Source organism: Lepagella muris, from assembly GCF_004793975.1.
GTDB classification, from domain to species: Bacteria; Bacteroidota; Bacteroidia; order Bacteroidales; family Muribaculaceae; genus Lepagella; species Lepagella muris.
Genome location: NZ_SRYB01000011.1, coordinates 1 through 25,957 on the forward strand (window position 1 = coordinate 1; position 25,957 = coordinate 25,957).

Here is a 25,957-nt window from a genome sequence, read left to right on the forward strand (position 1 = left end):
TGTAAAATCCGGTGTTCTGGATGCCGTTTTTCGGAACGTCAAACTGAACACCCTACAAAATTAGTTATTTTTTTCCACCCCAACAAATTATAGCCGGAATTATTTCGCAGATTATTTCCGCAGATAACAGCTAATCATGCTAAGACTATAAGTTCCCTACTCACGCCTGGTACTTTATAGTTTTCCATAGAGGCGGCTTTTGTGAGGTGACGAGCAAAAGCCGCCCCGCGTAGTTGCAGGACGGCTTGGTGGTCGTTATGACATTCCGGGACTGGAAACCATTTGGATTTTCAGTCAAACCATTCGGGGTTGCTCTCTCTGAGTATTGCGACAAGTTCGTTGTCGGGGAGCTTCAAATCATTTTCGGAGGTATAGTAGAAGATTTCTTCATCGACACGCTCCGCTTCCTTGTCGGCGAAGCCGTTGCATTTGTCGGTGATTGGATAAGGCATAAGTGCGTCAAGCAATTCCAGTCCACCGATAATAAGGCTCTCGCCCTCGTTGCTTGTCACGATACGGCAGGTATAGTCCGTACTCTTGTAGTTGATTTCAGTCGTTGTCATATCTTGATTGTTTTTGCCACTGCGCCATTGGTGCTGACGCAGTGGCTATTGATTATTCCGTTGATTAAAAGGTCATTACATGGCAGTCAGTGACCTCGGCAGGTAGTCCGAAAGCAGGGAAATGAGAGAAATATGGGTTGCTCTCTCCCTCTGCTTCGGAAGCGGTGGTGACGGTCTGCACTTTGTTGTCGGCATACCATTTGTCAATCATCGCAATTTCATCGTCAGTCAACCCTGTCGGGTCTCCGTTGATTAGATAGCATAACGCCCATGTTGGGATAGGCTCGATAAAGAACTCCATGACTGTATGTTTTTAGTTGTGATACCCTAATATTGCTCCGATGTATAGTCTATCGCCCTTTTTCAGTCGGGCGATAATATCCATTAGGTCAGCGGAGCGTTCAGCCGTGCCTGTACCTCCATAGAACTCGGTCACGAAAAGAGCGTCAACGCCAAGCGGATTGATAATGGCTTTTTTCAGTTGCCCTATTGGTCCGTTCCATTTCATCACGTTTGCAGGGGTAAGTTCGGCAGAGATAGCCTTGATGTTGTCGAAATGGGATTTCCGCCAAATTGCGAAGCCACCATTGTAGGTAAGGGCGTTTTCATCGGTGGACGTAAACATACCTTTCGGCAGGATATGTTCAAGAAGAAAACGGATGTCGAATTTGCGTCCGTCCTCGGAGTTTTCGCACACATAGGATATAGAGGCGTTTTCTCCTGCCACAATACGGTCGATGTTCAGATAGTCGTTCTCGGCTATCGGCTCGGTGCTGATTTGATAAATAGTGCTGTGCATAGTCTTTTTGATGTTTGAGCGTTTTATACTACGGTTTAATTCTTGTGGTCTTGCCAATTTTTGTGTCGGGGTGAACCGGAAACTCCCAGTTTACTTCATCATCAGGAAGTGAGGAATGTATGTCACTGCCTATAACCAATCCGCAGTGTTTTTCAACATACTCCCTTGCCTGTGCCGCGTTTTCAGCCTCTATGTCGAAGAAGCCACTGAATATGTACTCTGTTCTGACTCTGAATTGTGCCATTGTTTTTTGAGTTTTGAGTTAATTTTCTCCCTTTTGTTTGAAGCTCTTTGAGCTTCTCCGGCAGGGCTGGCCGTTTTTCGTGCAGTCCCACAACTGCGGCCATAAGGGAGGATAAGGCAAGTGTGTAGTCTGCGGCAAGCGAGGGATACCCATTTTTTTCGGAATTGAGGGAGAAATAAACGATTGAGTGAGAGCAGAACAAAATTTATTTTGGTATGCCGAGCGTGAGTTTATTGCGCAATGCGAAAAAATGTGGAGGCTCACGAGTGCGGACGCCGACCACAAGCGTAGCGTCACTTGACGTTCCTCCCGGACGCAGTAACTTCGCACGCCAAAACGCCAGTCCCTGCCGAGGCTCAAAATCTTCAAGGGAAAGAACCGGCCACCGTTGACCCTTGCCGTTTCAAAGTGCCAGCCTTGAAGCGGCGCAGTCATCGTTTGCAGACCGTATTCCAAAGAGAGGCTACAACGCGAGAGTCGAGCGAAGGCTTGCCCTCGCTTTGCTCTGGCGTTGTCGCCGCCTCCGGCTTCAGCCGGGCATCATATACAAAATCAGAACTGCCCGAAGCTGAATCGGTGTGAGACACGGAATCAGTAGGGCAACCGGTAAACAGCACAAGGCGATGTGCCGTGCCTGTGGATCCGCGGGCCACTGACACGGCTTATCACTTGAATCATCACATCATTTGGGGAGCAAGCGGTGGTGATAAGGTTGTGTGAGGCAATACGCCCGGCGCACTGCCTCACGCTCCTGTAGCCACGGCTTGCAAACCTATCAGTTACCACTCATAGCAACAAAATATTAATTTTTTCTGAGCCACCACGTTTAAATGTTAAGATTTTTAATCAGAAACGATATTGGATTGAAGCGAGGATGTTGCGTGGGTGAATTTGGAATGAGTGTTCCGATCGGGAGAGTGTTCCGTATGTCACATATTGATAGTGCCGTTTGTCAAGGAGATTATTGGCGGTAAGAGAAAGACGCACTTTGCTGCTTACGTGCCAAACGGCTGAAGCGTCCAGAAGCACGAGGTTTTCGACATTGCCTTCCGGGAATTTGGTGAGGAAATGCTCTGCTCCCAAAGTGAATTGCCAGCGGTCATGCGGCATAATTGTTGTGTAAAGTTTTTGGTTGAATGAGTGGGTGTCGTTATCAATTTCTCCAATTTTCAGACGAGAGTAGCCGTAATTGGCATCATAGTTCACAGAAAGCCATTTGCAAAGACTTCCCTTGAAATATGGTTTGACCGAGATTGTCTGCTGACTGTAATCTTCCACGATGTTGTCACGCATTGAAGATGCTGAACTCGTAGATGCATTTATTTCCACGCCAATTACCATGCGGCTATGTCCGAGCCCTTTGCTTATTCCGCCGCTTACGTTCCAGAAATGACTTCCCGAAAGCCTATTTGCGTATGTTGACACAATGAAATCATCAATAAACAGTTGGTTTGACATAAAAGAGCAGCGGCTGTAATTGTATGTCAGCGAGGCATTGCCAAAGAAGGATGTCAGAGGATTGCGGTATTTATAGCTTGCCGAAGCGACAACATTTTGCGAATATTTGTCAATATCGCTTGCAATAAAAAGATTGCGATAGTCTGACATTACCGGTACACTGATATTCATATAAGCCTGGGGTGAGCTGAGCTGATAAGAAATTGATGCTGAAACCTCGCTCTTTGCCGAAGTTTTCTTGCGTACATAAAATCGTGGTAAGATGTTGATATAATCATGCTGGCCATTGACGCTATGGTGTAGCCATTTTATGGGTATCTTGGCGGACAGCAGCCATCCATTACGTTCATAGTCGAGTTGCGGAGTAGCGTACAGATTGGAAAGGAATGTGTTGAAATATCTCGAATTGTCGAAATCCCCCATTCCAATCAGGAAAAGATTCAGACGATGATAATTCAAATCGACACCGCCGTTGATGTAGAATTTCCAAAAACGACCCAACTTGCCCCAACGTGATTCGGTGGTGCTCCGGAAATCAGTAGTGCCAACGTTTTGGACTGCATACTCCTCGCCATTTACAAAGAGTCTATCGGGGCGATGAGCAAATGAATTGCGCGAGGTCAGCTCAAACAATTTCTTGTCATTGCGCTTTACAAGTTTCAGGTCGTTGTTGGCAGAAAAATTGCGGCGACGGATACGCTGGTCAAGGTCAAAAGAGCCGGTTATGTTGGAATTGGCTTTTTCCCACACACCTTCAACCGTGAATTTATCCTTCAGGAAATAACCACGCTTGTTAATCTGCATATTGAATTGAGCCGAAACATCATGGCTCTGCGTGCGCAAGCTATTGTTCTGAATGAATTCAGGAATTGCTTGGCTGAAGTAATCCGTCCTTAATCCGGATTTGTAGTCAAGCCTGTCGCCCACATAATTCAGTTTGAAACGCATTGAGGTATCGCCACGCTTCCATGCCGTGATTGAGTTGGCAAGCCACGACAGGTTGTCGCGTGTCCGCTTCTCATTGAGCGGGGCGTTGACAATGTCGGCAGCTATATACTCCGGCCACAAGGACTCGGAATAACCGGTGAACGACATATCGCTGAAATCATGTTCTGTAATCTGCTCGTCTGGGTTCCAGCCCGTGTTACCACCGCGAATGGTCAGTATATTCTGAACCTTAGGGGCAATGCGCATGGCGTATAGAGAACCGTCGTATAGCCACGGTTGCACACCTGTTCCGGCTTTGGCCACGCCGACTGTCTTACCTTTCGCTCCTTCGTTGAGCTTGATATTGATGCCGGCCTCTTCGGGGAATTCAATACCTTCCAAAGCCTTTACTGGCTGATGATTTTCCATCACCTCCACCGACTTCACATCCTTGTGGGAGATATTGTTGGTGGCGAGCCCATACTGACCTCCAAGGAAATCATCGCCGTCAATATAGAATTTATTGATTGGCTTCCCCTGATACTTGATTGTTCCATCGTCCTCGACTTTTATACCCGGCAACCGCTTTATCACGTCAATGATAGCATTGTCGGAGGCGTTTGCATAGCGCGAGACATTGAACACCAGTGTGTCCCCCTTTGCATAGATGTCGGGGGCCTGTACAATCACGTCTTTCAACTGCGTTGCTTTCGGCCACATCTCCACACCCTTTGCAAAGTCGTGGTTCTTTGACAATTTCAATGACTCATATCCCATACAGCGGAATGAAATAGAATCTATCGAGTCAGATATTTTGATTTTGAAAACGCCATCCGCATTCGAAGAAGCAAACGCCGTGGCTTTTCCTTGCTTATTCAGAGCCTGCACCACCGCACCCACTATGGGTTGGCCATTTTCTCCGTCTATGATTGTTCCGGAGGCCGTTTCCGGGACTGCCGCCGAAGCCGACAGCAGCCCAAGAAACAGGCAAAGTATGAAAAAACTGTATCTGTTCATTTTCTCCAATCGCGTTCAATGTAATCAAATGGCAGTTCGATAGGATCGTAAGCGTCCAGCACGGGACTGCCCTCTTCGTCATAAACGTCTATATGTCCATGTCCTCCCTCCTCATAGTAAGCGTAAGGATTTATGTCATAGCGATGCTTTGCATCATAATATTTTGCGCGTGATGTCGTGTTGTAAGGAACTTTATACATCGTTATCGGTCTGTCTGCTTTTGACTTTAAGCCGATACATTCAAAATTATAATGTCCGTCTTTGTCGGACGCCTTCATAATCAGCCCCGGCAGACCATACAGTTTCCACGGCCCCTCCATCAGAGGAATCTCCTCGGAATAGAATGCCATCCATTCTCGTCCACGAAAATTGCAGACAGCTGAATGACATTCATATCCAAGCACATTGGTAACGCTGTCGGTTAGCTCCCATTCAAGTTCCGGCATATCGTCCTCATAACAGAACCAATCCATACAGATTTTTTCAGTATGGGTCAGTTTGCCCTGGGGATAATTCTTGAAGATAGTCATGAATTCTCCGTTGGAGAGTTTTCCGTCCATGGCGGCCTCTGCCACCTGTTCCGGAGTTATGTTCATCAGGAGCGAATCTACTGTAAGATTCTTGTAGCTGGAGAATTTGGAGAGACCGTCGGGGCCGATCTGCAGAAGCATCTGGTCTGTTGTGTAGTTGTCTTCAAGTTGGCCGGTAGTGTCATTGCACCATGAATAATCGTAAACGAATTCCATTGTCTCGGGTGCGATAGTCTCGGTTTCGGGAACTTTGCTCTGGAATATTCCGAGAGTACGGCGCATAACTTTGCCCGAAGCGGCCATTGCAAGTGTCATGATGGCCATAAAGATGATTGCTGTTTTCTTCATATCTTTTGTGGTTTAAGTTTCACGATGCAAAGTTACTGCCGCCATTACCCTTTAGACGAAAATAATCATTACTCAAACATTATGGAATTATTACTAAATTATTACTGTCGTCCAATTATCCATCATTTCAGACGTTTATATCATAGATAATGGCTAATTTTGCATCATGGAAAAGAAAATAAAGACGCTCTACATACTCTCGATTGTTGCCATACTTGCTTTCCTTGGAATGCAAGCATATTGGTTGTATGGTCGATATGAGTACTCTCTGACTGAATATGAGAACAGAACGGGACTATTAGTAATAGAAGCCTTGAAAGAGTATAGCAAAGCACGTGCTCGCGGTTCTGCAACACAGGGGGATACAGTAAAGGTGCAGTCGCGATTCCAAATGAGTCATAGTTTGGATTCCATAGGTAAATCAATTCGGAAGGTCACCGTAAGGACAAATGTTATAAATGGTCGAAAACTTTTGGGCATTGCGGAGAATCGCAAACTCACTCCCGAAGAAATGAAAAGACTTGAGGAAATGGTCATGGACTCCCTTGAAATGGTTGATGCCAAGATTGCAACTATCGATGCCTCATCTGCTCCGTCTGACGGTATTGCGTGGAATGCCATGAAAAATTTTGAAAGTGAGGTTCAATCTCCTTTTACAAAAGAGGGTATTGATTCAATCCTCAGAAAGCACAATCTTATTGCAGAAATCGCTCTGATTTTGCAGGACAGCGTTACATGGGAACCCACCACTATACGTCATTCATCTGTAATATCGCCCAAATTCAAGGTCACAACCCCTTATTCCGAACTTGAAAGAAAGGCGGTAGTGATAGAATGTGAGATTCCCTCATCGGAGATATTATGCAATATGGGATGGACGTTAGCTCTGGCCGTTGTTCTCTCGTTGTTCCTTATTCATTGCCTCTTATGGCAGATCAAGACCATAGTCAAGCTGACTCGACTTGACAAGATGCGCAACTCGTTTATCACTACAATGATTCACGAACTGAAACGACCAATTTCAACATTGAAGATGTGTGTTTCCGGAATTGACAATGACAAACTGATGGAAGATAACCAATTGCGTCATGAACTCACCGGAGAGATACGTATGGCTCTTGATAACCTTTCGGCATATTTCTCCAAGTTACGTGACATAACATTCAATAACGTAGAGCAGATTCCTCTCAATGTATCCTCATTCAACCTTACTGTGCTTGTTGACAGTGTTATAAAATCAATCACAGTGCCAAGTACTAAGGATGTTGTGTTTGAAAATGCTGTTCCGGAAAATTTTGAGATTTCTGCCGATTGCTCACATCTCATTAATATCCTTACGAATTTGATTGAGAACGCAATAAAATACTCAAGCGATAAGGTGACGATAAAAATAAATGCTGTCAGCACTTCGGACGGTTGCCAGATTATTGTCAAGGATAATGGCAACGGTATCGCGGCCGATGATATAAACAGAATCTTCAACCGTTTCTATCGGGGCAAAGCATCTGCTTCCGACATCCCAGGAATGGGACTTGGTCTTGCATACGTCAAACTCCTGACGGATGCTCATGGTGGCGAAATATCTGTGGAAAGCACCGTGGGTGTCGGCTCATCATTCTCAATAAAACTACCGCAATGAAAAAAATACTGCTCGTTGACGATGATTTGAAAAACTCCATGCTTCTCAAACGCTTCATAGAGGCTGAGGGGTATGAGGTTGTATATGCCTCTAATGGCAAAGTGGGATTGGAACTATACCGAGACGTCCATCCCGATTTGATACTTCTCGACATAAATATGCCGGAGATGAACGGTTTTGAGGTCGCACAGACCATACGTGAAACCGATCGTCGCATAATAATATTTTTCCTCACAGACCGTACCGACAAGGTTGACCGCCTATATGGCTTCAAACTAAAGGGCAACGACTATATACCTAAGCCATTCTATCCTGAAGAGTTGATAGCCAAGATAAATGAACGATTTGAAAGCGACATAACCTCACAGGATATTGAGTATCTATTGGGTAATACATTGTTCCGACCAAATCTTGCATCATTGACATATAAAGGCGAAACGCACTCTCTTTCTGTGCGCCAAACGGAGATTCTTGCAATCCTCGCTAAAAATGTCGGTAAGGTTGTTGACCGCGACACTATTCTCAACACCGTGTGGGGCGACAGCAGTTACGCCAACTCCCTTGCTCTCAACGTGCAGATAACCTATATCCGAAAACTCCTCACCGATCCTTCTATAACGATAACTTCTCTGAAGAAGAAAGGATATATTCTAACAATCAACTAATCCACAAAATATGAATAAGAGAATCACTGAAATATTTTGTCTAATCACTATATTGATTGCAATGCCGGCTTTAGCACAAGATAAAAGTGAAGAAAACTTTAATTTTGCCAATAGCAAAGTTTCATTCAGTGGTCTTGTAACCTCGTCGGACTCTTACCAGTTGGAAGCATCGTACCACTATATGTTCAACCGTTACATTGGACTTGGTGGAGCATTCGGATATTGGAGCGTATGGTATGAAGATGGCTGGGCCGCAGAAAAAGACTGGGAAATAGAGAGCGACGATAATAAACCGTCAAATTTTTATTTGCGCCCATCGATTGTGCTTAAATCACCGGCGTTAAAGATTAAACAGGTTGATTTGGGGTTATATGCAGAACCCGGCATTATGCTAAACATTCCGTATCAACGTATCAATATACGACAATATATCAATTGGCCTGATTATGATTATAAATACGTGAGCACATCCAAAGGTCAATGGTTTGCCATAGATTTGCGTGTGGGTATTTTTGTGAATTTTGGACCTTGCGGATTCAGTGCTGGATATATAATGTCAAATTTGGATGTTTACAGCCAATATCGACAACTTTCCTATAAAGGCACTTCCTTCAGCAAATACTATCCGAAGAAATCATTCATGCAAGGAGCATATCTTACCGCATCATATTACTTTTGATAAATACTGTTAAACATCATATAATGCTAAAATAGCCAGCTTCCGGCGCGAGTCGGGGGCTTTGTCGTTTTCCAAAGAGGCGGCTTTTGGGAGGTGACGAGCAAAAGCCGCCCCGCGCCTCTCGGCATGGGGTGGCTTGCTCAAACATAGGTGATTGTCGCTTTATGCAACAGCTTCTTCGCAGTACCTTTCCTCTTCGGTCAGTATCGCCTCGGCTTCTTCTTCCGTTGGTTCGTATTGGATAGTCTCGGTCTCTGCCTCGGAAGTGTCAGGAGTGGCTTCTTCCGTGGTGGGTTCTGCCTCCGGCACGGTTTCTTCTTGGGGTGCTTCCTCGGCTTCGGGTGCAACCTCGGTCTCTGCCTCGGTGGTGTCGGGAGTGGCTTCTTCCGTGGTCGGTTCAGCTTCCGGCTCGATTACTTCTTTGGGTGCTTCCTCGGCTTCCGGCTCGGTTGCTTCGGGTTCGGTATCTTTGGCGAGTAGAGCCTTGCGTTCCTCTAATCGTTGGTGTCGCTTCTCGTAAATCTCGTTATACTCGGCTTCGATGTTGGCGAGTTCTTCCGGCATGTGCTTCTTGGCGAAAGAGAGCAGGAGGTCGGCAATGGCGTTGTCACGATACGCACCCTTGAAATTGTCAATTAGAAAATCCCTGCGGATTATCGCCTTTGTCTTGGCGTTGAGATTGGCGATGATTGTCATTTTCTCACTGTCGTTGAGTGCGCTGTGAGACTTGCGGTCGGTCAGTCCGACGGCTTCGTAATGCTCTTTGCGGAGCGATGAGAGCAGGAAGAAATATATCATTTTGTCCTCGTCCTGCGAGAATTTAGTTTCGGTGATGTCGGCTTCGAGGATTTTCTTCTTCGTGTCCTCGATTGTACGCTCCACGGCTATCTCCTTGTTGCGTTTGTCCTTTGCTTCCAACTTGGCGATTTCGGCTTTCGGATTGTTGCCGTTCTCGCTCGGTTTGGCAGTTACAGCCATATATCCGAGCGTCACATCATTGCGCCCGATTGTGATGTAGAGTGAGATTTCTCCTGCCTCGGCTTTTGCCGTGATGTCGGCACACTTTTCCCTATGTGCTTCCACTCTGCCCTCGTATGCCTTTACAGCCTCGGCATATTCTTCCTCGGTGTCGAAGCGGTCGGATTGTGGTACGGCAGGTTCGCAAGGGTATGGTGTCAGATAGCCACTGAGTTTTTCTATGTCATAGCCCATTTCAATCAGCAGTGCGTTTACCCTTTCGTTTATGTCATACTCCGAGTGGCAGAAATTGGCGGTGGGGTGTTCGTTCAGCATTTCAACCGCCTTGTCAGTGAGATAGCCGATGTGCTTCTCTCGGAGACAAGAGGGATTGGAGCAGTTGCCCTCACAGCCGTCCTCGCAGAACAGCAGAAGATTTATGGTGTTGAAAGGGCATGAGGCACACGCCGATTTGTCGAAGCGGTAACGGCTTAGGTCGGTGGTGTAGTTCTTTTCTATGAGCCGTGCCACATTTGAGGCGTTCATACCTCGCCAATTATTGTAGGTCACACCGTCTTTGAGGTGGGAGTTGTAAACATCTGTCTGTATGTCAACTCCGTAACGGCTTATCTCGGTAGCCACCGCCACCGTGATTTCCTCGGTGTCAATCAGCCGTGCGATTTCGGGTATGAGGGTTGTGAGCTTTATTCGGGTGCGGATATAGGTCTCGCTCTTGCCTATCTGCGTGGCGAGTGTGGCATAGTCGTAGCGTCCGCTGTCGATTGCAGCCTTTAACGTCTCGGCTTCTTCCATAGGCGTGATGTCCTGGCGGTGCAGGTTCTCCGCAATAGCCTTTTCCTCGGCTTCATCATCGGAAAGGTCAGTATAGACGGTTGCCTTGATGTCCTCTTTCCCTGCTATGAGGGAGGCGCGGTATCTGCGCTCTCCATACACGATTTCGTAGCGGTCGGTGCCGGCGATTGGTCGCACACCTATCGCGTGGAGAATACCTTGACGGCTGATAGAGTCAGCGAGTTCGGTGAGACTCTGCTCGTCGAAATTCTTACGGGGGTTGTAGTTGCTCGGCTGAATGAGAGCGAGGGAGATTGTGGCTTCCTGTACGTTTGCGGTGTTGGTCTGAATTGCTGTTGCTTCCATAATTTGAGGGTTTTAGATGTTTGAGTTTTTTGTTTTTTCCCTTTTGTTTGAAGCCTTGTGGCTTCTCGCGTCCGGGGGATTTTTTCGATACAATCAAGACGAAGGGCACAGGGGGCGCAAGGCAAGTGTGGCAAGTGAAAAAATACGGAATACCCGATTTGGCACAAATCGTGGAAGGCTGCCGGATTTTTTCATGCAGCCAAGCCGGAGGCGGTCGCTTGCCGGCGTCTCCGCCCGCCGTTACTTCGTAGCGAAAAACCAACGGACGCAGAAGCCGCAAGTAATCAAAGATAAGTTACCGCCTCCAGTACCTTTTTATTCATAAATCATCATCTGTCAGGATATAACGGCGATTTTTATGCGTGCAAACCACCCTAATGTCAAATATTCTTATTAACTTTGCGATAGGCTCTTATGCCGATCCGACAGCAATGCCTCCCGATCGAGCAAAAATAATTGGACTCTCCCGTCATCGCCTCTCCACCGACGGCGATGGTGTGACTACACTTGTCGCTTTCAGCAGACTTACAGTAATATTCATTATCGTAATCGTGCTATTCGCGGGATGCACATACCGCAGTGATTCGATTGTCGATAATGGGGTTTGGCTTCCGGTTGAGAATGGAGAATCAGTAGGAAGCTATACGAACCTTGAAGGGCATATTTATTGGGGGACCGCAGTAGGTGATTTTAGCTGTGATGAAATTGATGTTGATTTAGCGTCTTTCCGTGTTTGTAGCGAAACTGAATATGCAAAAGACAAACGCCACGTCTATTATCCACAGCGCATTATCTGTTATGATGGAATAGACGAAGATGGCAATGGATTTGGAGGCACTTATGCTGAAGAAATGATACTCAAAGGTGCAAATCCCAACCATTTCAGATATTTGGGAAATGGTTATGCTGTTGCAGGCAATAGAATGTACTTAAATGGAGAAACAATCGAGTGGAATGATAGCATAGTGCAACAAAACAGCAGTGTCTTAAACAACAATAACTAAGATGAAAGAATCTCTCCGATATAAAATATGCCTAAGTCTGGTGTGGGTGCAACTCGCACTCATACCTATTGTATATCTTATGATGTGGGCGGTCGATGGCACACCTTATATCTGGAGATGGAATCTTTTGGCTTGGGCTATCTTAACAGGCTATCTGATTGGCTTTATCGCTTTGCCATTAAGTCGCGGCCTTGACAAACCCAAATTATTAAAATGGTGGTTGCGGATTGATTTTGTAGCCACAATTCTACTTTTTATACCTTTCTATTTTACGTTCATGGCGTCAAAGGCTAATTTTGTATCTGAAAGAGGTAAGTATGTCCTGTTTACAACAGGTGGAGGAATGGCAATGCCTGCACTTCGATTCGGAAAATCAGACGGATTATTTATCAAAGAATTATACAATTCAGATGCTGCAGCATTTGATATCTGTACAGAAGTTTGGATAGTGAATGAAGATTATGGTTATAGCAGTCTGAAAATTTGGAACGACCATTATAAAAGTATCCATGTGTTTCCGATTGATAGTTCAACTTATCGCCAACATAACAATATTATTGACAAACAGATTGATAGCATATTTCATGCAAACATAATCGGTTATGACAAAATGAAATTTGTTATGCCGGATGATTTTTCAACAATCGAATACTGCGACAGCACCAGTATCGAATATCACAGCCCCGATTTTATTCAGTTGGCAGATATAAAATATTGGTCATACAAAACAGGTAATTTTTTGGATTCAGTATTGATAACCCTTTCTGTATCAAAAAATGACATATTACCGATAACAGCCCAAGATACATTATTGGTGGAGAGAGTTGAAACGGAGAGACAAATAAAGCTCCCGAAAGATTCTGTGCCGTGGATGTCTCCTACTGAAGCTCATCGGTTCATAAACGATTTGAAAAGGAGGTACGGTTTATGAAGGAGAAAATTAAATACATCTTTGTCGCTTGCAGTTTTATACTCTTTGTAATGGCCTGTTTTAACCCGGTTTTTGTCGGAGGTGGGAATGGGCAAGGACTACTGTGCCTTATATTTGGAGCATTTGGGATAGTTATATTTCCGTTATTTTTTCTTGAACTATTCTCAGGAAATTTTGATTATGGATACTTCTGGAATTTTGTGTGGCTTGCAAATCCATTATATGTTGCTGTTATATTTTTACTGTGTAAATCCAAATATAAACCAGCAATAAAAATTTCGGGGCTTTCGTTGTTGCTTGCTTCATCGTTTATCTTTTGTAATAGATTAGTCACAAGTGAAAGCGGAAGCCCAGGAGAGATAGGAGCAAAAGACATTGGATATTATCTATGGCTATCTGCATTTGTCTTTATGTTTTTAGCTTGTATTGTTGGCTATTGGTTAAATCGGAAAGGAGGTAAGCCATGAAACAAATTCTAACTGATTATCTTGAAATCTGTAATAAATTCAGATTGGAAGGACTGAGCAAAGTCGAAAGAAAAAGTCGCCATTCCATGCTTCAAGAGTGGGCGAAAAAGGAATATGGCAAGGAAATTGTGTCGATAGCTGAGATTCAAGATTTTTGGCATAATCACGATACGATATGTTGGAATCAACTGTTCATACAAAAAGTTGTATGCCCGGCGGTAGCCACTGACTTGGCAAACGGCGGACATGAAGGGTTGATATTCCTTTTTCAGTGCTTCCGAGGTCACGAAAGCTCATACATATACACCGATAGCCCTCTTGCTATTTTTTGCCAATACTGTGGTTACAACTATGAGCCATTGCAACTGGCTAATCTTTTTCTTGAACATGATTCGGAAAATATGGATGCCTTGAATTACAAATATCATGCGCTCAAAGAGTATCTTACTTTTTCTATCCATGAGATTCCCTACGGCATTTTGAATGGAGCAAGTGTTTCAGATATCCCGGCAATGTTGAAAGATTTGGATGAGTTTGAAATGATTTCTAAAAGGCTGGGTAAGATTGATTCCAATCTGATTGCGGATTGCCGAAAATATTATAATGCCTACATGGACTATCTGCAAAATCTAAAGGAATATAAGAATTTTGAAGTCTATCTAAATTCTAATGGCATATCATATCAGCCATACACAAAACGTTATGACTATTATTAGTTCGATAACGCAACACATATAATGGAAGAAATTATGTCAATAACCAATTCAATAGCACAGCATATCGGAGCCGGGATGCGGTATTTCTTTCTGCGGATTGTTTGTCGTAGAAAAGATGTGTCGTATAAAAAGCTATGCAACAGCGATAAAAAGAATCCGCTCGCTTATAACGATAATGCTTTTGCCAATGGCTGCTTGGGCATGATTGTTATTGCTGTCTTGATTATATTGATGGTTAAATATTTAGGTTGATAAATGACAAGTAAGGAACTACAAAAGATGCTTGATACTACAAGACGCGACGTAGGCCGTGAACATGGCTTCCGCCAGAGTTCCTATATCAATTTCAAGGTTGAGAATGGATATTTTTTTTGCTTGTATTTTAGTCTTGAAGAGGCAAGGCTTGAGGTAAAGCCTATGTACGCCGATGATCTTTGGTGGGAAATATGGGAAGCGAATGAAAATATGAGAGAGCCGTTAAGTTTGCGTGGTAAAGGCGCATATGCTTTATCTGGTCAAGTATTGACAAAAATTGCTATTTTTGGCGATAGGCGTGATTTCGACAATATTGATATTCGCCAGTTTTATGAGCGAGTCTTTAATGAAGCTAATACTGAAATAGAGCGTTTCTTATTGCTTAACCCCGATGCTGATTCGTTTGTACCCGATGAAAGCAGGACGTATCACGACCCTGACCGTTTACTATATCTGATGACACTTATTCATTCAGGAAACAATCAAGAAGTGTTGTCAATCATCAAAGAAGCACGGCAAAACAAACACAGATGTGAGTTCCGAAGTGGACTGTTTGAAGATAGTTATACATACATCCGAAGATGGTGCAAGCGAGATGGGTTCTTCAACAATATAGGCAGGAGCATACATAATTTGATGAACTTAATCGTCAAAACAAAGACTTTTGCTGTTATGGGCATGGGCTTTAATATTAGCAATCATAATAAACTGTATAATCCGCATAATGGTAGAATTTTTGAAGGTTCTATATTACTCGCATTAATAACCTCGTCGCTTTATTTATTTGACAGTTATGATTTAGCTTGGATAATATTAGCGTTATATATAGTTCGCGTTTTTATCATTTTGATAAAACGCAGTGATAAAAGAGAACTACGATATGAGGCTGAATATATGAGCTTACCAATTACGAATAAGCGTAAATTTAAGATAATAAGTTGGGCGATAGTGATTCTTCTTTATTTGTATTCGTTTTGTATCATATTTTATGCGACAAAAGATTAGCATAGAAAAAAATAGAACTCCCTATGCTCACGCACAGGGAGTCCCGGTTTTTGACAGCAAAGAAATTGTCCTATCGAGGGCGGATTATTCAGCCTTGTTGTTGGCGGCTTCCAGCGAGAGTTTGCGGAAGCGTTTGAGCAGCGGTTCCAGTTCGAGGGATGCGCGACGTGCGCGGAGTCCGGCGGCCTTGTTGCCCTTGTCGAGCTGGGAGCAGGCATCTTTCAGGAAAGATGCAGTGAGTGTTTCGATCTGATCAAGTAGTTCTTTCATCGTTGTATTCAGTTTAGGAATTTATAAAAGAGGTATTTCAAAAGAGTTTACGACGCACTGTGCGTCGCGGTCGAGTATAAACCAGTATTCCGAGCGGTAGGGAGAGCCGCTTTCCGACAGAGCCTCATATTCTATCTTCACTTTCCAGCCGGAGAACGGTTTGCGTGGAGCGTCAGGAGTCTCGAAGCCCACCATAGAGCGGAGAGCGGACATCGCCGACATCTGGCGGCCGACAAGTTCGGAAACGGTGTTGTCCTCAAAATCGAGGTTCTGAAGCCCGTCTGTTCGGGATATGACCTGTTCGTTGACTTTCATCATCGACATGGCTATCGCCATTTTCTCGTCGTTGTTGATGTAGTTGCGGCCGAACACGCTGTCAGGCTTGCTGACCGCTATGACCTTTACCGACTCCGGATTATCCACCGAAGCCATCAGTGCCTTCTCCGCCACTGACTGCGCCCGTTTCGACGGCTGGCCGAAGTAGTGGAAGGCATAACCTATGCCGCCCCACATAGCCACACAACTTATGAGCAGTATGGCGAGTTTCGTTCCCGGCTTCATACCTTGATAACCTTTAGTTTGTCGGGTGACAAGCCGAGTTTACGGCGATAGACAGAGCCGTTCTCGCCGAACATCTCGACCTCGTGGGAAGTGACACCATCGGCGCATATCTCTCGCACTTCATCGAGCGTCATGAGATGCCCGGCGATATTTCGCCATATCACGAAGTCGCAGGGGCTTCCCTCCTGCCGGTAGTTGGAGCAGTTGAAAGCCTTTGCGCCCACGCGGATCTCGCCGCCGCAACGGGGGCAGCGTGCCACCACCGACTCCATTGTGATAGAGCCGTCAGCCGCCATGACAAGCACGGTCGGAAAAGTCTTCCACTCCTTCGTGGCGAAGCCGTCGAGCAGTATGCTCCGCTTCTCCAGCAGTTCCGCGACCTCGGCATCTGCCATCTTGCGGTTGCCGATAACCCCGTTGATGAAGAGTCCGCACTTGCCGTCTTCCCCGGTGTTGTTCTCACAGCGGTAGCCCTTGCAGGTCTTCACCACATTGCCGCCGCACACAGGGCAACGGCCGATAATCTTTGTTTCTGTATCCATGTAAAAAATGTTATTGATAGTTCGTTTATCTGTATTTTATCGTGTTCCACTCCCACACAAGGGTCTCCGCGATAGCCTTTCCCGACATCACCGAGGCCCAGCCGTCGGGGTCGAGCGAGAACCACAGGTCGTTCCATGAGAGAGTGCGTATCTGCCACGCCAGCAGCCACAGGTCGGTGTTGATTGTCTCCAGACGTGTCACCACCTCGTTTGCCACATAGTACCGCTCGGCGGAGTTGAGAAGATTTACCTTGTGCTTCTCCTTATTGCCATCAGAGCCTGTGACAGTGTAGCTCCCAGACGTGACAAGCTGTTGCATGAAGGGATAGAGAGCCGCCATCTGTGCGGCCGCGTCAGTCAGCTCATCGGACACCAGCACCGCTATCGCCGTGCCTTTAAGGTGTCCCGGCACCGATTGGTCGTATGGCACGGCGCATACCCGTTATATCTTGAAGATGCACGCGAGGCATTCGGTGACGAATATGGGTTGACTTATGAAGGCTATCTTGACAACCAATATTATGCGCCCATAGTGGACATGCAGATACAATATAAATTCCCCCTCCGCTACGGGGTAAAGGCCCGAATTGATATAACGTATCGTCCAACTGAGGCTGCCAAGATTGTGTTTGACTACGAAATACGTGATAAGGAAACCAATCTGCTATACTGCAAGGCTCGCACTATCCAAGTATTCATGGACATGGATTATAATCTCGTATTATTTAATCCGGAATTTTTTGAGAACTGGAAAGCAAAATGGCAGCAATAATAGGTGATAATATCATATCCCCAATGGGATTCACAACAGAGGAAAATTTCCAAGCCGTAAGACTTGGAAAGACCGCATTGCGTCATTTCGATTCTGCTGATGGCATCCCGTTTCCCTTTACCACCTCTCTTTTTACAAAGGAACAAATAGATGGGCTTAAGGAAGAAAATCTCACTCGTTTTGAGTCTCTGGCTTATCACTCAATTATGAGTGCCATTACGAGCCATCCGGAAATAATCTCCGAACGAACTGTTTTAGTCCTTAGTAGCACCAAGGGAAACGTAGGCGTTCTCCAAGACACCGAAAATGATAAAAATATCATAAATTTAGGTGAAGCAGCAAGAAAGATTTCTGACAAAATAGGTTTGAGCCAATCTCCAATAGTTGTCAGCAATGCGTGTATTTCAGGTGTCTCGGCAATCATTTTGGCCACACGGCTAATCGATGCTGACAAGACAGACAATGTCATCGTCTGTGGTGTTGACGAGCAGAGTCCTTTCATTATATCTGGTTTTGAGTCCTTGAAAGCTTTGTCAGAATCAGAATGCAGACCCTTTGACATAGAGAGGCTTGGTCTTAATTTGGGTGAGGCTGCTGCAACACTTGTTTTATCAAAGCACCCCCAAAAGGGCTGTTGGCAGATAATTGGAGGCGCGATAAGAAACGATGGTTTTCATATAAGCAGCCCCTCACCTAAAGGAGAGGGAGCTTATCAGTCACTGTGTAAAACAATTGAAGGGACTTCCTTTGATGACATTGCAGTTGTAAATGCACATGGTACGGCTACCATGTATAATGACCAAATGGAGTCAAAAGCCATAAGCCGTGCCGGACTTTCGGAAGTGCCGGCAAATGCCTTAAAAGGGTACTTTGGTCACACCATGGGTGCAGCCGGAGTATTGGAAACCATTCTAACAATGCATTCTGTAGAGGATGGCATCATTTTCGGAACAAGAAACTTTGAAGAACTTGGCGTAAGCGGAAAAGTTAACATTACTTCTTCATTGCAGCAAACAAATAGGTCATCGTTTATTAAGATGATTTCCGGATTTGGTGGAGGGAATGCTTCAATTCTTGTATCTCTGAAAGATAAAGGTGGACTTGAAACTCGTAATACTCAGTTTGAAATATCCCATAGGGTAGTTTTGACACAAGATTCTTTAGTGATTGACGGAGTGTCTGCCAAATTGGAATTTTCGGGTGATAAACTTTTGACTGCGCTATACAAGGAACGAATAGGCGATTATCCCAAATTTTATAAAATGGATTCTCTTTCCAAGTTAGGATTCATCGCATCCGAGATACTGTTGCAAGCTGAGAAGGAGAATGATTTTGAAAATACGCCCTCAAGAGGAATAGCCTTTTTCAATAGCCATGCATCGCTTAATACGGATATTGCCTACTTGGAAACAATAAAAGACAAAGGAAATTATTTTCCTTCTCCATCATTATTTGTCTATACATTGCCCAATATCGTTACGGGAGAGTTAGCCATCCGACATCATCTACTTGGCGAGACAGCATTCTATATCCTACCTAACAAGGATTGGAACAGAATAACTGACATTATTGAATGTATGTTCTGTGATGAACAAATAGATTCAGTGATTGGAGGTTGGGTGGAATACATAAATTCAACCAGTTTTGAAGCAAATATTTTTATCGCAAATAAAACCAACTAAATATGGAAGAAATAATTTTAGAGTTGAAAGAGAAAATTATCGATGCCCTCAACCTAGAGGACATAACACCCGAAGAACTTGATGCTTCGGCACCTCTGTTCGGTGATGATGGAATTGGCCTCGACTCCATTGACGCGCTTGAAATAATAGTGCTTCTCGAGAAGAACTATGGCATCAGACTTGCAAATGCTGCCGAAGGTAAAGCAATATTTACCAGCATTGAAAGCATTGCCAAATACGTTCAGGAAAACCGCAAGAAATAATCCTATCATGCCACAAAGCATAGCCATAACAGGTCAGGGTATAATCTGCGCAATAGGTGTGGATTGTGAATCCGTGCTGTCTTCCTTGAAGAAGGAGGAACATGGAATCTCACAGATTAAGTATCTTGAATCAATTCATAAAGAGCTTCCTGTCGGAGAGGTCAAGCTTTCTGACAATCAAATGAAAGATATTCTTGGGCTACCCACAGACAGAGAAGTAAGTAGAACATCGCTGCTTGGTGCTATCGCTTTGAAACAGGCAATGAAATCTTCTGTACTAAAGAAAGAAGATTTAGCCGGGAAAAGAGTTGCTCTCATATCGGGGACAACTGTCGGTGGTATGGATGTAACCGAGCGGCATTATCCGCAAATGCTTTCAGATAAGGGGAAAGCCCGGTATGTAAGACAACATGATTGTGGAAACAATACTAAAGAGATAGCTGAATTATGTGGTATAGAAGCCGATTTGATTACGATTTCCACGACTTGCTCATCCGCATTGAATGCCATTATTCTTGGTTCCCGATTATTGTTGGCCGATAAAGTTGATATTGTCCTTGCCGGAGGAAGCGAAGCTCTAAGTCGATTCCATCTCAATGGTTTTAACAGCCTAATGATATTGGATTACGACAGTTGCCATCCTTTTGACAGTAACCGTCATGGACTTAACTTGGGAGAAGGAGCTGCCTACGTCGTTTTGGAGCGGGCAAAAGACCTATCTATGCGAAAAGGATGTAATCCTATCGTATTTATAGCAGGATATGGCAACAGATGCGATGCTTTCCACCAGACAGCGACGTCTGAGAATGGAGAGGGAGCATACCTTGCAATGACCGATGCCATTGCGATGAGTGGCATTAACCCGTCAGAGATTGATTATATCAATGCTCACGGCACTGGTACTCCCGACAATGACAGAAGTGAGTCTCAGGCTATACTTAGAGTCTTTGGCGAGTCCTATCCTCCAGTATCAAGTACCAAAGCTTTTACAGGCCATACAACGTCCGCCTCAGGGAGTATTGAAACAGTTATTTGCATGTTGTCGATGCACAATAACTTCATTCCGGCGAATCTCCGCTGGCAACAAAGTTCAGAGGATTGCATTATCCCCTCCAAAGGGCAACAAAACGTTGAGTTACACAATGTAATGTGTAACTCCTTTGGTTTCGGAGGAAACGAATCTTCACTGATTTTGTCTCGTACTCCCGTCCTTCTGGATGATGTAAAAGACTCAGCTGAATATGGAATTTCCTCCATTCATGAGATTACAAACACCGAGGACTTGTCTGATGTCAAAAAATATGTGACAGCCATGGAGGCTCGCCGAATGAGTAAAATCATGAAAGCAGCAATCTTGACTTCCATGCAGGCGATTGAATCAGCAGGTATCCAAAAACCAGATGCCATTGTCATCGGGACCGCATATGGAATGCTTGATCAGGGAGAGAAAATTCTCAATCACATAGAAGAAGAGGGAGAAGAAGGGCTTAGTCCTACTTTGTTTATGCAGAGTACACATAATACTATTGCTGGAACATTGGCCACTCGTCTGAAATGTCATGGGTATAACATCACCTATTCGCAGGGAGAAGATTCTTGGGATTTAGCAATATCCGATGCCAAACAACTGATTTCGGAAGGGAAGGCAGAGAATATACTCGTGGGACTGCATGACTATTGTCCCGAACATTTTCGTCAAATTTTTGAATTTGCCGGAATAAAGGTTCCTGCTGAAGTAATTTCTAGAAGTGTAATTGTATCAAAGCATAAAATAGGAAAGGAGGAAGGCAATGAATAATTCGTTACTGTTTAACCTCTCCACTTATGGTTTGTTTCTGCTTGCTTTGATTCAGAGTGCAATCCTTGCCTTTGGTCAAGTTTTCTTGAAGATAGGCTTGATGAAGATGGAACCATTCGGATGGAATGCAGCTTTTTGGAGGTCGGCTTTACTTAACTGGCAGTTTGCCCTTTCCGGAATATGCTTCGGAGGAGCCAGCCTTTTGTGGATGTATATCATAAAGAAATTTCCTCTCAGTATGGCCTATCCTTTGGTCAGTTTAAGCTACGTTTTTGGACTATTGGCTGCAGCGTGGATTTTCCACGAAGATGTCAACCTCAATAAATGGATTGGAGTTGCATTGATAGTGGCGGGCTGCTTTATCATTTCTAAACCATAAAATCATGAGAAAGATAATAATATTGTTGACTTTGTGTTTGACGCTCGGGGTTGCGTTTGCCCAGAATTTCAATCAAGCTCAGGCACTGAAAGAAATTAGTGCTGCGGCAGCTTCAATAAAAACTATGCAGTGTGATTTTGCCCAGACAAAATCGTTGAAAATGCTTGGCGACAAAATGGTCTCCAGAGGTCAGATGTGGTGTGAGCAACCAAATATGCTGCGGTGGCAATATAACACTCCATACACTTACACATTCATCCTCAATAACAATAAGGTAACGGTCAAAAAAGGCAATCATAGTGATGTGATTGATGTGAACAAAAACAAGATGTTCAAGGAAATTGCAAGAATCATGATGAATAGTGTCTTGGGGAAAGTGCTGACAGATAAAGCAGACTTCAAATCGTCCGTTATCCACAAGAGCAACTATTACATCGTTACTCTGATTCCTCAGAAAAAGGAGATGAAACAGATGTTTACTTCCATCCTTTTGCATTACGACACAAAACTCAAATTAGTTACGAAGGTTGAAATGCACGAGAAGAATGGAGATAGTACATTGATCGAATTGAAAAATATAAAAAAGAACACTCCGATAAATGCTTCGCAGTTTAAGATTAATTAGTCTACTACTAATACTGTTGAGTTGCCATGGCTTTGTATTTTCGCAGAGTCCGGTTCTTGCATATCCTGACTCGGTAGGTCAGAGATCCCGGTATGAGATTGTCATAGAAATGCCTAAAGCCTATCTTAGCGGACTAATGATTATGCACAAGCCATCAGAAGGACATGTAGATGCGAGTGTAATCAATGAATTTGGCATTTCTCTGATGGATATAAGCTACGATGAGAAAAAGGACAAGGTTAAAATACACAGTATAACTGACAAGATGAACAAGTGGTATATCAAGAGGTCACTGAGCGGAGACTTTAAGAATATCTTTAAAGCTATGCATCAGGGTTCACAAGAATACCTAAATACAAAACGCAAAATCAAATATTCTTTTCAACCGGCAAATGAAACTGAATAGGAATTTATATAAAATCATCAATAAGGAAACTGTCGGCGAGGTGACTACATATATAATCACCCTTATTCCTTCATGCGTAATATACGCCGCCCATTTTCCGGGAATGCCTATTACTCCAGGCGTTTGCCAGATTCAAATGACAAAAGAACTTTTGGAGGATTGTCTTAATAGGACATTGAGAATTTCGGGAGTGAAAAATGCGAAATTTGTTTCCGTTCTAACTCCGACAGACAAACCAATAAGAGTCTCATTAAATAAAATTAAGCAAGAAGACAATCAGTTCAAGGTACAAGCCGTGATTGCTGATGATGATACAACCTATGCCAAACTCTCATTACAAACAGTCATTGCATGACAGAGGCATCTGTGTGATAATACCAGTTTATAATAATGAGGGTACTATTGCAGACGTGGTGGGGCGAACGCTTCTCCACTGTGATGACGTAATTGTAGTGAATGACGGTTCTGCCGATTCGACAAAAGAATGTTTGGAACGTATTGCCGGAATAACAATTATCAATTCTCCTAAGAATGAAGGAAAAGGGTCGGCATTGAGAAGAGGGTTTAGGAAAGCTTTGGATTTGGGTTTCGCTTATGCGATAACTCTTGATGCAGATGGGCAACACTATCCTGAAGATATTCCTCTGTTCTTGGATGCCAACATCGAACATCCGGGATGTCTGATTGTCGGGTCCCGTGATTTAACCGGGGTTGTCAGATCTAAAGGAAGCTCGTTTGCAAATTCCTTTAGTAATTTTTGGTTTTGTGTTCAGACGTTGCATAGACTACCTGATACACAAACTGGTTATAGGCTTTATCCACTCAAAAAGTTAAAAGGGTTATCTTTCTTAACCTCACGTTATGAGGCGGAGCTTGAATTGTTGGTATTTGCCTCGTGGCACGGTGTAAAGCTAATTTCAAAGCCGATAAATGTCTTCTACCCAAAACCGGAAGAACGGGTCTCCCATTTTAGACCCGGCCTTGATTTTACAAGAATTTCAATCTTGAACACGATACTGTGTGTTTTAGCTGTGATTTACGGTATTCCATGTTTCTTGTACAGAAGTCTGAAAACGGGCTTATTTACAATTACCACCTACATTGTGTATCTTGTCGGAGCTCTCACAATAACCCCCATTGCATTCGGAAAGGCTTGTTATACTAAACTGACAGGGAAACCATCTTATAAACTGCATAATGTCGTGACAACATTCAGTAAGACAGTTGTTAAGTTACTCGGTTTGTTCGGTGCGAAAGTAAAAGTAGATAATAAATCAGGTGAAGACTTTAAGAAACCTGCATTGATTATATGCAACCATCAGAGTCAATTAGATTTAATGGTTCAATTGAGTCAGACAAACAGGATAATATTTCTGACAAACGATTGGGTGTGGAAAAATCCTATATTTGGTGCCATTGTTCGGTGTGCGGAATACTATCCCGTCTCAGTGGGATTGGAAAAACTTTTGCCCAAGTTGCAAGAGTTGGTGGATAGAGGATACTCAATTTCAGTTTTTCCAGAGGGTACGAGATCAGAAGCGGAGGAAATTAACCGATTCCACAAAGGTGTATTCCATATTGCTAACACTCTGAATCTGGATATTTTGCCTCTTGTTGTTTATGGGACAGGGAAGGTTATGCCGAAACATGGATGGCTTATAAAGAGGTGGCCAATATGGCTGAAAATAGGGAAAAGGATGAATCAAGAAGATTTGACCTCTTTGGGGACAACTCTACGGGCACAGGCCAAAAACCTGCGTGGAGAATACCAAACTATTTACGATAACTTGAAAAATAGGATTGAAAGGAATGTCTAAACAAAAGGTCATAATAATTGGTGCCGGACTTGGTGGTCTTGTATGTGCAGCCATTCTTGCAAAAGAGGGGCTTGATGTCACTGTTGTAGAAAAGAATCCACGTGTTGGAGGATGCCTACAAAGCTATTGCCGTGACAATGCAATATTTGATACAGGAATGCATATCTTTGGAGGTATGCACGAAGGCGGTAATATAAGAAGAATCTTTGATTATCTCGGTATTTCAGAGATGCTTAACATTCATGATCTTGATGCCACAAACAGCATTGAAGTATTTGTAGATAAAGATAAAACAACCCAAACATTCTCAATGTACAGAGAGAGATTTGTAGAATCCCTCTCAAAGATTTTCCCGGAAGAAAAGAGCAATTTACAGAATTATCAAAATAAGGTGGACGAGGTTATGGAGCAAATGGATTTGTTCCATCTTCGGGCTGACCGTGGATTAAATACCGTTGGGAATGTTGATTTCAACCTTCCTGCGAATAAATTTATTTCTAAATATATCGACGATAATCGGCTGGTAGCCTTATTGGGCGCACTGAATGTTCTATATGCCGGTGAAGCGAATGTCACCCCGGCATTTTTACACTCCTCAATTTCCACTATATTCTTTAATGGTGCTTGCCGAATCGCCGGAGGTTATGAGACTCTTGCAAATGCTTTGACGTCTGTTATAACAAATCATGGAGGGAAAATTCTTGTCAATAGTAAGGTAATCAAGATAAATTCTGACAATAAAGAAGTTACCAGTATTCTTACTGACAATGGCAATATTCTCAAAGGGGATACTTTTGTATTGGCCTCCCCTGTGAATGAGTTGGAATCACTTATAGATAACCCCAGACTTTTGTCAAATGCCTACAAGTCTTTTATTTCCATAAAAGAAGATTCAATCTCATCCTTTATCGTAAATATCCGGCTTAAAAAAGATAAGATAGAATACAGTAATCGTATTGGTTTCTATTTGGAAAATTACGATACGACATGGGAAGATGAATCCTGTGCTGATATAAAGCGGTTTATGTATATGACACCACCTGTTGTCAATCAAGGAAAATTCGCAGAAACACTCAACGTTGTGGCTCCTTTGAGATGGTCTGAAGTAGAACAATGGGAAAAGAACGTCAAAGGAGCAAGGGATAAGGATTACTATACCTTCAAGAATAAACTAATAGAATTCATATTAGACAAATTATCTGAGATATATCCAAGTCTTAGAGAAGCGGTGGAGTACATAGATTCCGCCACGCCTTTAACAATCCACGATTTTACGGGTGTTAGGCATGGAGCTATGTGTGGTTTGCGCAAAGATTGTAATGATGCCATTCCATTTATTCCCTTGCGTACCAAGATTCCCAACTTGTTTCTTACAGGACAAAGTATAAATATGCATGGCTTTTGTGGCGTGACATTGACCGCAGTACAAACTTGTGAAGCGATTCTTGGCAAGGATTATCTTATCAATAAAATTTAAACG

General features: G+C 43.6%; 29 protein-coding genes and 1 pseudogene. 18 read left to right on the plus strand and 12 right to left on the minus strand.

Annotation, left to right across the window (positions count from 1 at the left end; genetic code table 11):
* Positions 1 to 290 precede the first annotated feature (290 nt).
* From E5331_RS08785 to E5331_RS08815, 7 genes are all read right to left on the minus strand, one after another.
* Positions 291 to 563 (minus strand): hypothetical protein, encoded by a 273-nt coding sequence (locus E5331_RS08785; protein WP_016278666.1) that lies wholly within the window; start codon positions 561 to 563, stop codon positions 291 to 293.
* 64 nt (positions 564 to 627) lie between these two features.
* Entirely contained in the window at positions 628 to 864 is a 237-nt protein-coding gene (locus E5331_RS08790; RefSeq protein WP_016278667.1) for a DUF6926 domain-containing protein, read from the minus strand.
* Positions 865 to 876: 12 nt separating this feature from the next.
* Positions 877 to 1,362, minus strand: coding sequence for a hypothetical protein (locus E5331_RS08795; protein WP_016278668.1), 486 nt, complete (start codon positions 1,360 to 1,362; stop codon positions 877 to 879).
* Positions 1,363 to 1,390: 28 nt separating this feature from the next.
* Positions 1,391 to 1,606: a hypothetical protein gene (locus E5331_RS08800; protein ID WP_016278669.1), complete on the minus strand. Its 216-nt coding sequence runs from the start codon at positions 1,604 to 1,606 to the stop codon at positions 1,391 to 1,393.
* A gap of 431 nt (positions 1,607 to 2,037) precedes the next feature.
* On the minus strand, positions 2,038 to 2,265 hold the full coding sequence (locus tag E5331_RS08805; RefSeq protein WP_135985974.1) for a hypothetical protein: 228 nt from the start codon (positions 2,263 to 2,265) through the stop codon (positions 2,038 to 2,040).
* 187 nt (positions 2,266 to 2,452) lie between these two features.
* Entirely contained in the window at positions 2,453 to 5,008 is a 2,556-nt protein-coding gene (locus tag E5331_RS08810) for a TonB-dependent receptor (protein ID WP_135985972.1), read from the minus strand.
* On the minus strand, positions 5,005 to 5,886 hold the full coding sequence (locus E5331_RS08815; protein ID WP_016278671.1) for a GLPGLI family protein: 882 nt from the start codon (positions 5,884 to 5,886) through the stop codon (positions 5,005 to 5,007). Before E5331_RS08815 ends, E5331_RS08810 begins: the two co-directional genes overlap by 4 nt.
* Before the next feature lie 166 nt (positions 5,887 to 6,052).
* Here E5331_RS08815 and E5331_RS08820 point away from each other — a divergent pair, with 166 nt between their 5' ends.
* Genes E5331_RS08820 through E5331_RS08830 form a run of 3 tightly spaced genes read left to right on the plus strand, consistent with a single transcriptional unit; the run spans position 6,053 to position 8,869 of the window.
* Positions 6,053 to 7,525, plus strand: coding sequence for a sensor histidine kinase (locus tag E5331_RS08820; RefSeq protein WP_016278672.1), 1,473 nt, complete (start codon positions 6,053 to 6,055; stop codon positions 7,523 to 7,525).
* Entirely contained in the window at positions 7,522 to 8,190 is a 669-nt protein-coding gene (locus E5331_RS08825; protein WP_016278673.1) for a response regulator transcription factor, read from the plus strand. The genes E5331_RS08820 and E5331_RS08825 overlap by 4 nt, the downstream gene beginning before the upstream one ends.
* A gap of 10 nt (positions 8,191 to 8,200) precedes the next feature.
* The gene (locus tag E5331_RS08830) at positions 8,201 to 8,869 is read left to right on the plus strand and encodes a hypothetical protein (protein ID WP_016278674.1); all 669 of its coding nucleotides are present in this window, start codon (positions 8,201 to 8,203) and stop codon (positions 8,867 to 8,869) included.
* A gap of 162 nt (positions 8,870 to 9,031) precedes the next feature.
* Here the strand turns inward: E5331_RS08830 and E5331_RS08835 are convergent, their stop codons facing one another.
* On the minus strand, positions 9,032 to 10,984 hold the full coding sequence (locus tag E5331_RS08835; RefSeq protein ID WP_135985970.1) for a ParB/RepB/Spo0J family partition protein: 1,953 nt from the start codon (positions 10,982 to 10,984) through the stop codon (positions 9,032 to 9,034).
* Positions 10,985 to 11,361: 377 nt separating this feature from the next.
* Here E5331_RS08835 and E5331_RS08840 point away from each other — a divergent pair, with 377 nt between their 5' ends.
* From E5331_RS08840 to E5331_RS08860, 5 genes are all read left to right on the plus strand, one after another.
* A complete protein-coding gene (locus tag E5331_RS08840; RefSeq protein WP_135985968.1) occupies positions 11,362 to 11,988 on the plus strand; it encodes a DKNYY domain-containing protein in 627 nt (208 codons plus the stop codon).
* A gap of 1 nt (position 11,989) precedes the next feature.
* Positions 11,990 to 12,919 (plus strand): hypothetical protein, encoded by a 930-nt coding sequence (locus E5331_RS08845; RefSeq protein ID WP_135985966.1) that lies wholly within the window; start codon positions 11,990 to 11,992, stop codon positions 12,917 to 12,919.
* A complete protein-coding gene (locus E5331_RS08850; protein ID WP_135985964.1) occupies positions 12,916 to 13,386 on the plus strand; it encodes a hypothetical protein in 471 nt (156 codons plus the stop codon). Before E5331_RS08845 ends, E5331_RS08850 begins: the two co-directional genes overlap by 4 nt.
* Entirely contained in the window at positions 13,383 to 14,102 is a 720-nt protein-coding gene (locus E5331_RS08855) for a hypothetical protein (protein WP_135985962.1), read from the plus strand. The genes E5331_RS08850 and E5331_RS08855 overlap by 4 nt, the downstream gene beginning before the upstream one ends.
* A gap of 255 nt (positions 14,103 to 14,357) precedes the next feature.
* Positions 14,358 to 15,362: a hypothetical protein gene (locus E5331_RS08860; RefSeq protein WP_135985958.1), complete on the plus strand. Its 1,005-nt coding sequence runs from the start codon at positions 14,358 to 14,360 to the stop codon at positions 15,360 to 15,362.
* Between the two features lie 84 nt (positions 15,363 to 15,446).
* On the opposite strand, the gene E5331_RS08865 is transcribed toward E5331_RS08860, so the two are convergent.
* The 4 genes and pseudogenes from E5331_RS08865 to E5331_RS08880 all read right to left on the minus strand — a co-directional run.
* Positions 15,447 to 15,632: a histone H1 gene (locus tag E5331_RS08865; protein WP_135985957.1), complete on the minus strand. Its 186-nt coding sequence runs from the start codon at positions 15,630 to 15,632 to the stop codon at positions 15,447 to 15,449.
* 21 nt (positions 15,633 to 15,653) lie between these two features.
* Positions 15,654 to 16,193 carry a hypothetical protein gene (locus tag E5331_RS08870; protein ID WP_135985955.1) on the minus strand — a complete coding sequence of 180 codons (540 nt, stop codon included), beginning with the start codon at positions 16,191 to 16,193 and terminating at the stop codon, positions 15,654 to 15,656.
* Positions 16,190 to 16,735 carry a topoisomerase C-terminal repeat-containing protein gene (locus E5331_RS08875; protein ID WP_135985953.1) on the minus strand — a complete coding sequence of 182 codons (546 nt, stop codon included), beginning with the start codon at positions 16,733 to 16,735 and terminating at the stop codon, positions 16,190 to 16,192. The genes E5331_RS08870 and E5331_RS08875 overlap by 4 nt, the downstream gene beginning before the upstream one ends.
* 25 nt (positions 16,736 to 16,760) lie before the next feature.
* A pseudogene (locus tag E5331_RS08880) lies at positions 16,761 to 17,153 on the minus strand (hypothetical protein); the annotation flags it as partial.
* Here E5331_RS08880 and E5331_RS08885 point away from each other — a divergent pair.
* The 10 genes from E5331_RS08885 (at position 17,151) to E5331_RS08930 (ending at position 25,954) form a co-directional block, all read left to right on the plus strand.
* A complete protein-coding gene (locus E5331_RS08885; RefSeq protein ID WP_275441150.1) occupies positions 17,151 to 17,507 on the plus strand; it encodes an acyl-CoA thioesterase in 357 nt (118 codons plus the stop codon). The pseudogene E5331_RS08880 and the gene E5331_RS08885 sit on opposite strands and share 3 nt — an antisense overlap.
* Positions 17,495 to 19,189 carry a beta-ketoacyl synthase N-terminal-like domain-containing protein gene (locus tag E5331_RS08890; protein WP_135985951.1) on the plus strand — a complete coding sequence of 565 codons (1,695 nt, stop codon included), beginning with the start codon at positions 17,495 to 17,497 and terminating at the stop codon, positions 19,187 to 19,189. The genes E5331_RS08885 and E5331_RS08890 overlap by 13 nt, the downstream gene beginning before the upstream one ends.
* A gap of 2 nt (positions 19,190 to 19,191) precedes the next feature.
* Positions 19,192 to 19,452 (plus strand): phosphopantetheine-binding protein, encoded by a 261-nt coding sequence (locus tag E5331_RS08895; protein ID WP_068960708.1) that lies wholly within the window; start codon positions 19,192 to 19,194, stop codon positions 19,450 to 19,452.
* 7 nt (positions 19,453 to 19,459) lie between these two features.
* Positions 19,460 to 21,250 (plus strand): beta-ketoacyl-[acyl-carrier-protein] synthase family protein, encoded by a 1,791-nt coding sequence (locus tag E5331_RS08900; RefSeq protein ID WP_135985949.1) that lies wholly within the window; start codon positions 19,460 to 19,462, stop codon positions 21,248 to 21,250.
* Entirely contained in the window at positions 21,243 to 21,629 is a 387-nt protein-coding gene (locus E5331_RS08905; RefSeq protein ID WP_068960710.1) for an EamA family transporter, read from the plus strand. The genes E5331_RS08900 and E5331_RS08905 overlap by 8 nt, the downstream gene beginning before the upstream one ends.
* Before the next feature lie 4 nt (positions 21,630 to 21,633).
* Positions 21,634 to 22,254, plus strand: a complete 621-nt coding sequence (gene lolA2 / locus E5331_RS08910) for a flexirubin biosynthesis/transport protein LolA2 (RefSeq protein WP_068960711.1) — start codon at positions 21,634 to 21,636, stop codon at positions 22,252 to 22,254.
* Between the two features lie 109 nt (positions 22,255 to 22,363).
* On the plus strand, positions 22,364 to 22,660 hold the full coding sequence (locus E5331_RS08915; protein ID WP_084274016.1) for a hypothetical protein: 297 nt from the start codon (positions 22,364 to 22,366) through the stop codon (positions 22,658 to 22,660).
* Entirely contained in the window at positions 22,647 to 23,015 is a 369-nt protein-coding gene (locus E5331_RS08920; RefSeq protein ID WP_068960712.1) for an ApeI family dehydratase, read from the plus strand. The genes E5331_RS08915 and E5331_RS08920 overlap by 14 nt, the downstream gene beginning before the upstream one ends.
* Before the next feature lie 13 nt (positions 23,016 to 23,028).
* A complete protein-coding gene (locus tag E5331_RS08925; RefSeq protein ID WP_232321498.1) occupies positions 23,029 to 24,477 on the plus strand; it encodes a glycosyltransferase in 1,449 nt (482 codons plus the stop codon).
* A complete protein-coding gene (locus E5331_RS08930) occupies positions 24,470 to 25,954 on the plus strand; it encodes a phytoene desaturase family protein (RefSeq protein WP_068960714.1) in 1,485 nt (494 codons plus the stop codon). The genes E5331_RS08925 and E5331_RS08930 overlap by 8 nt, the downstream gene beginning before the upstream one ends.
* The last annotated feature ends 3 nt before the right edge of the window (positions 25,955 to 25,957 follow it).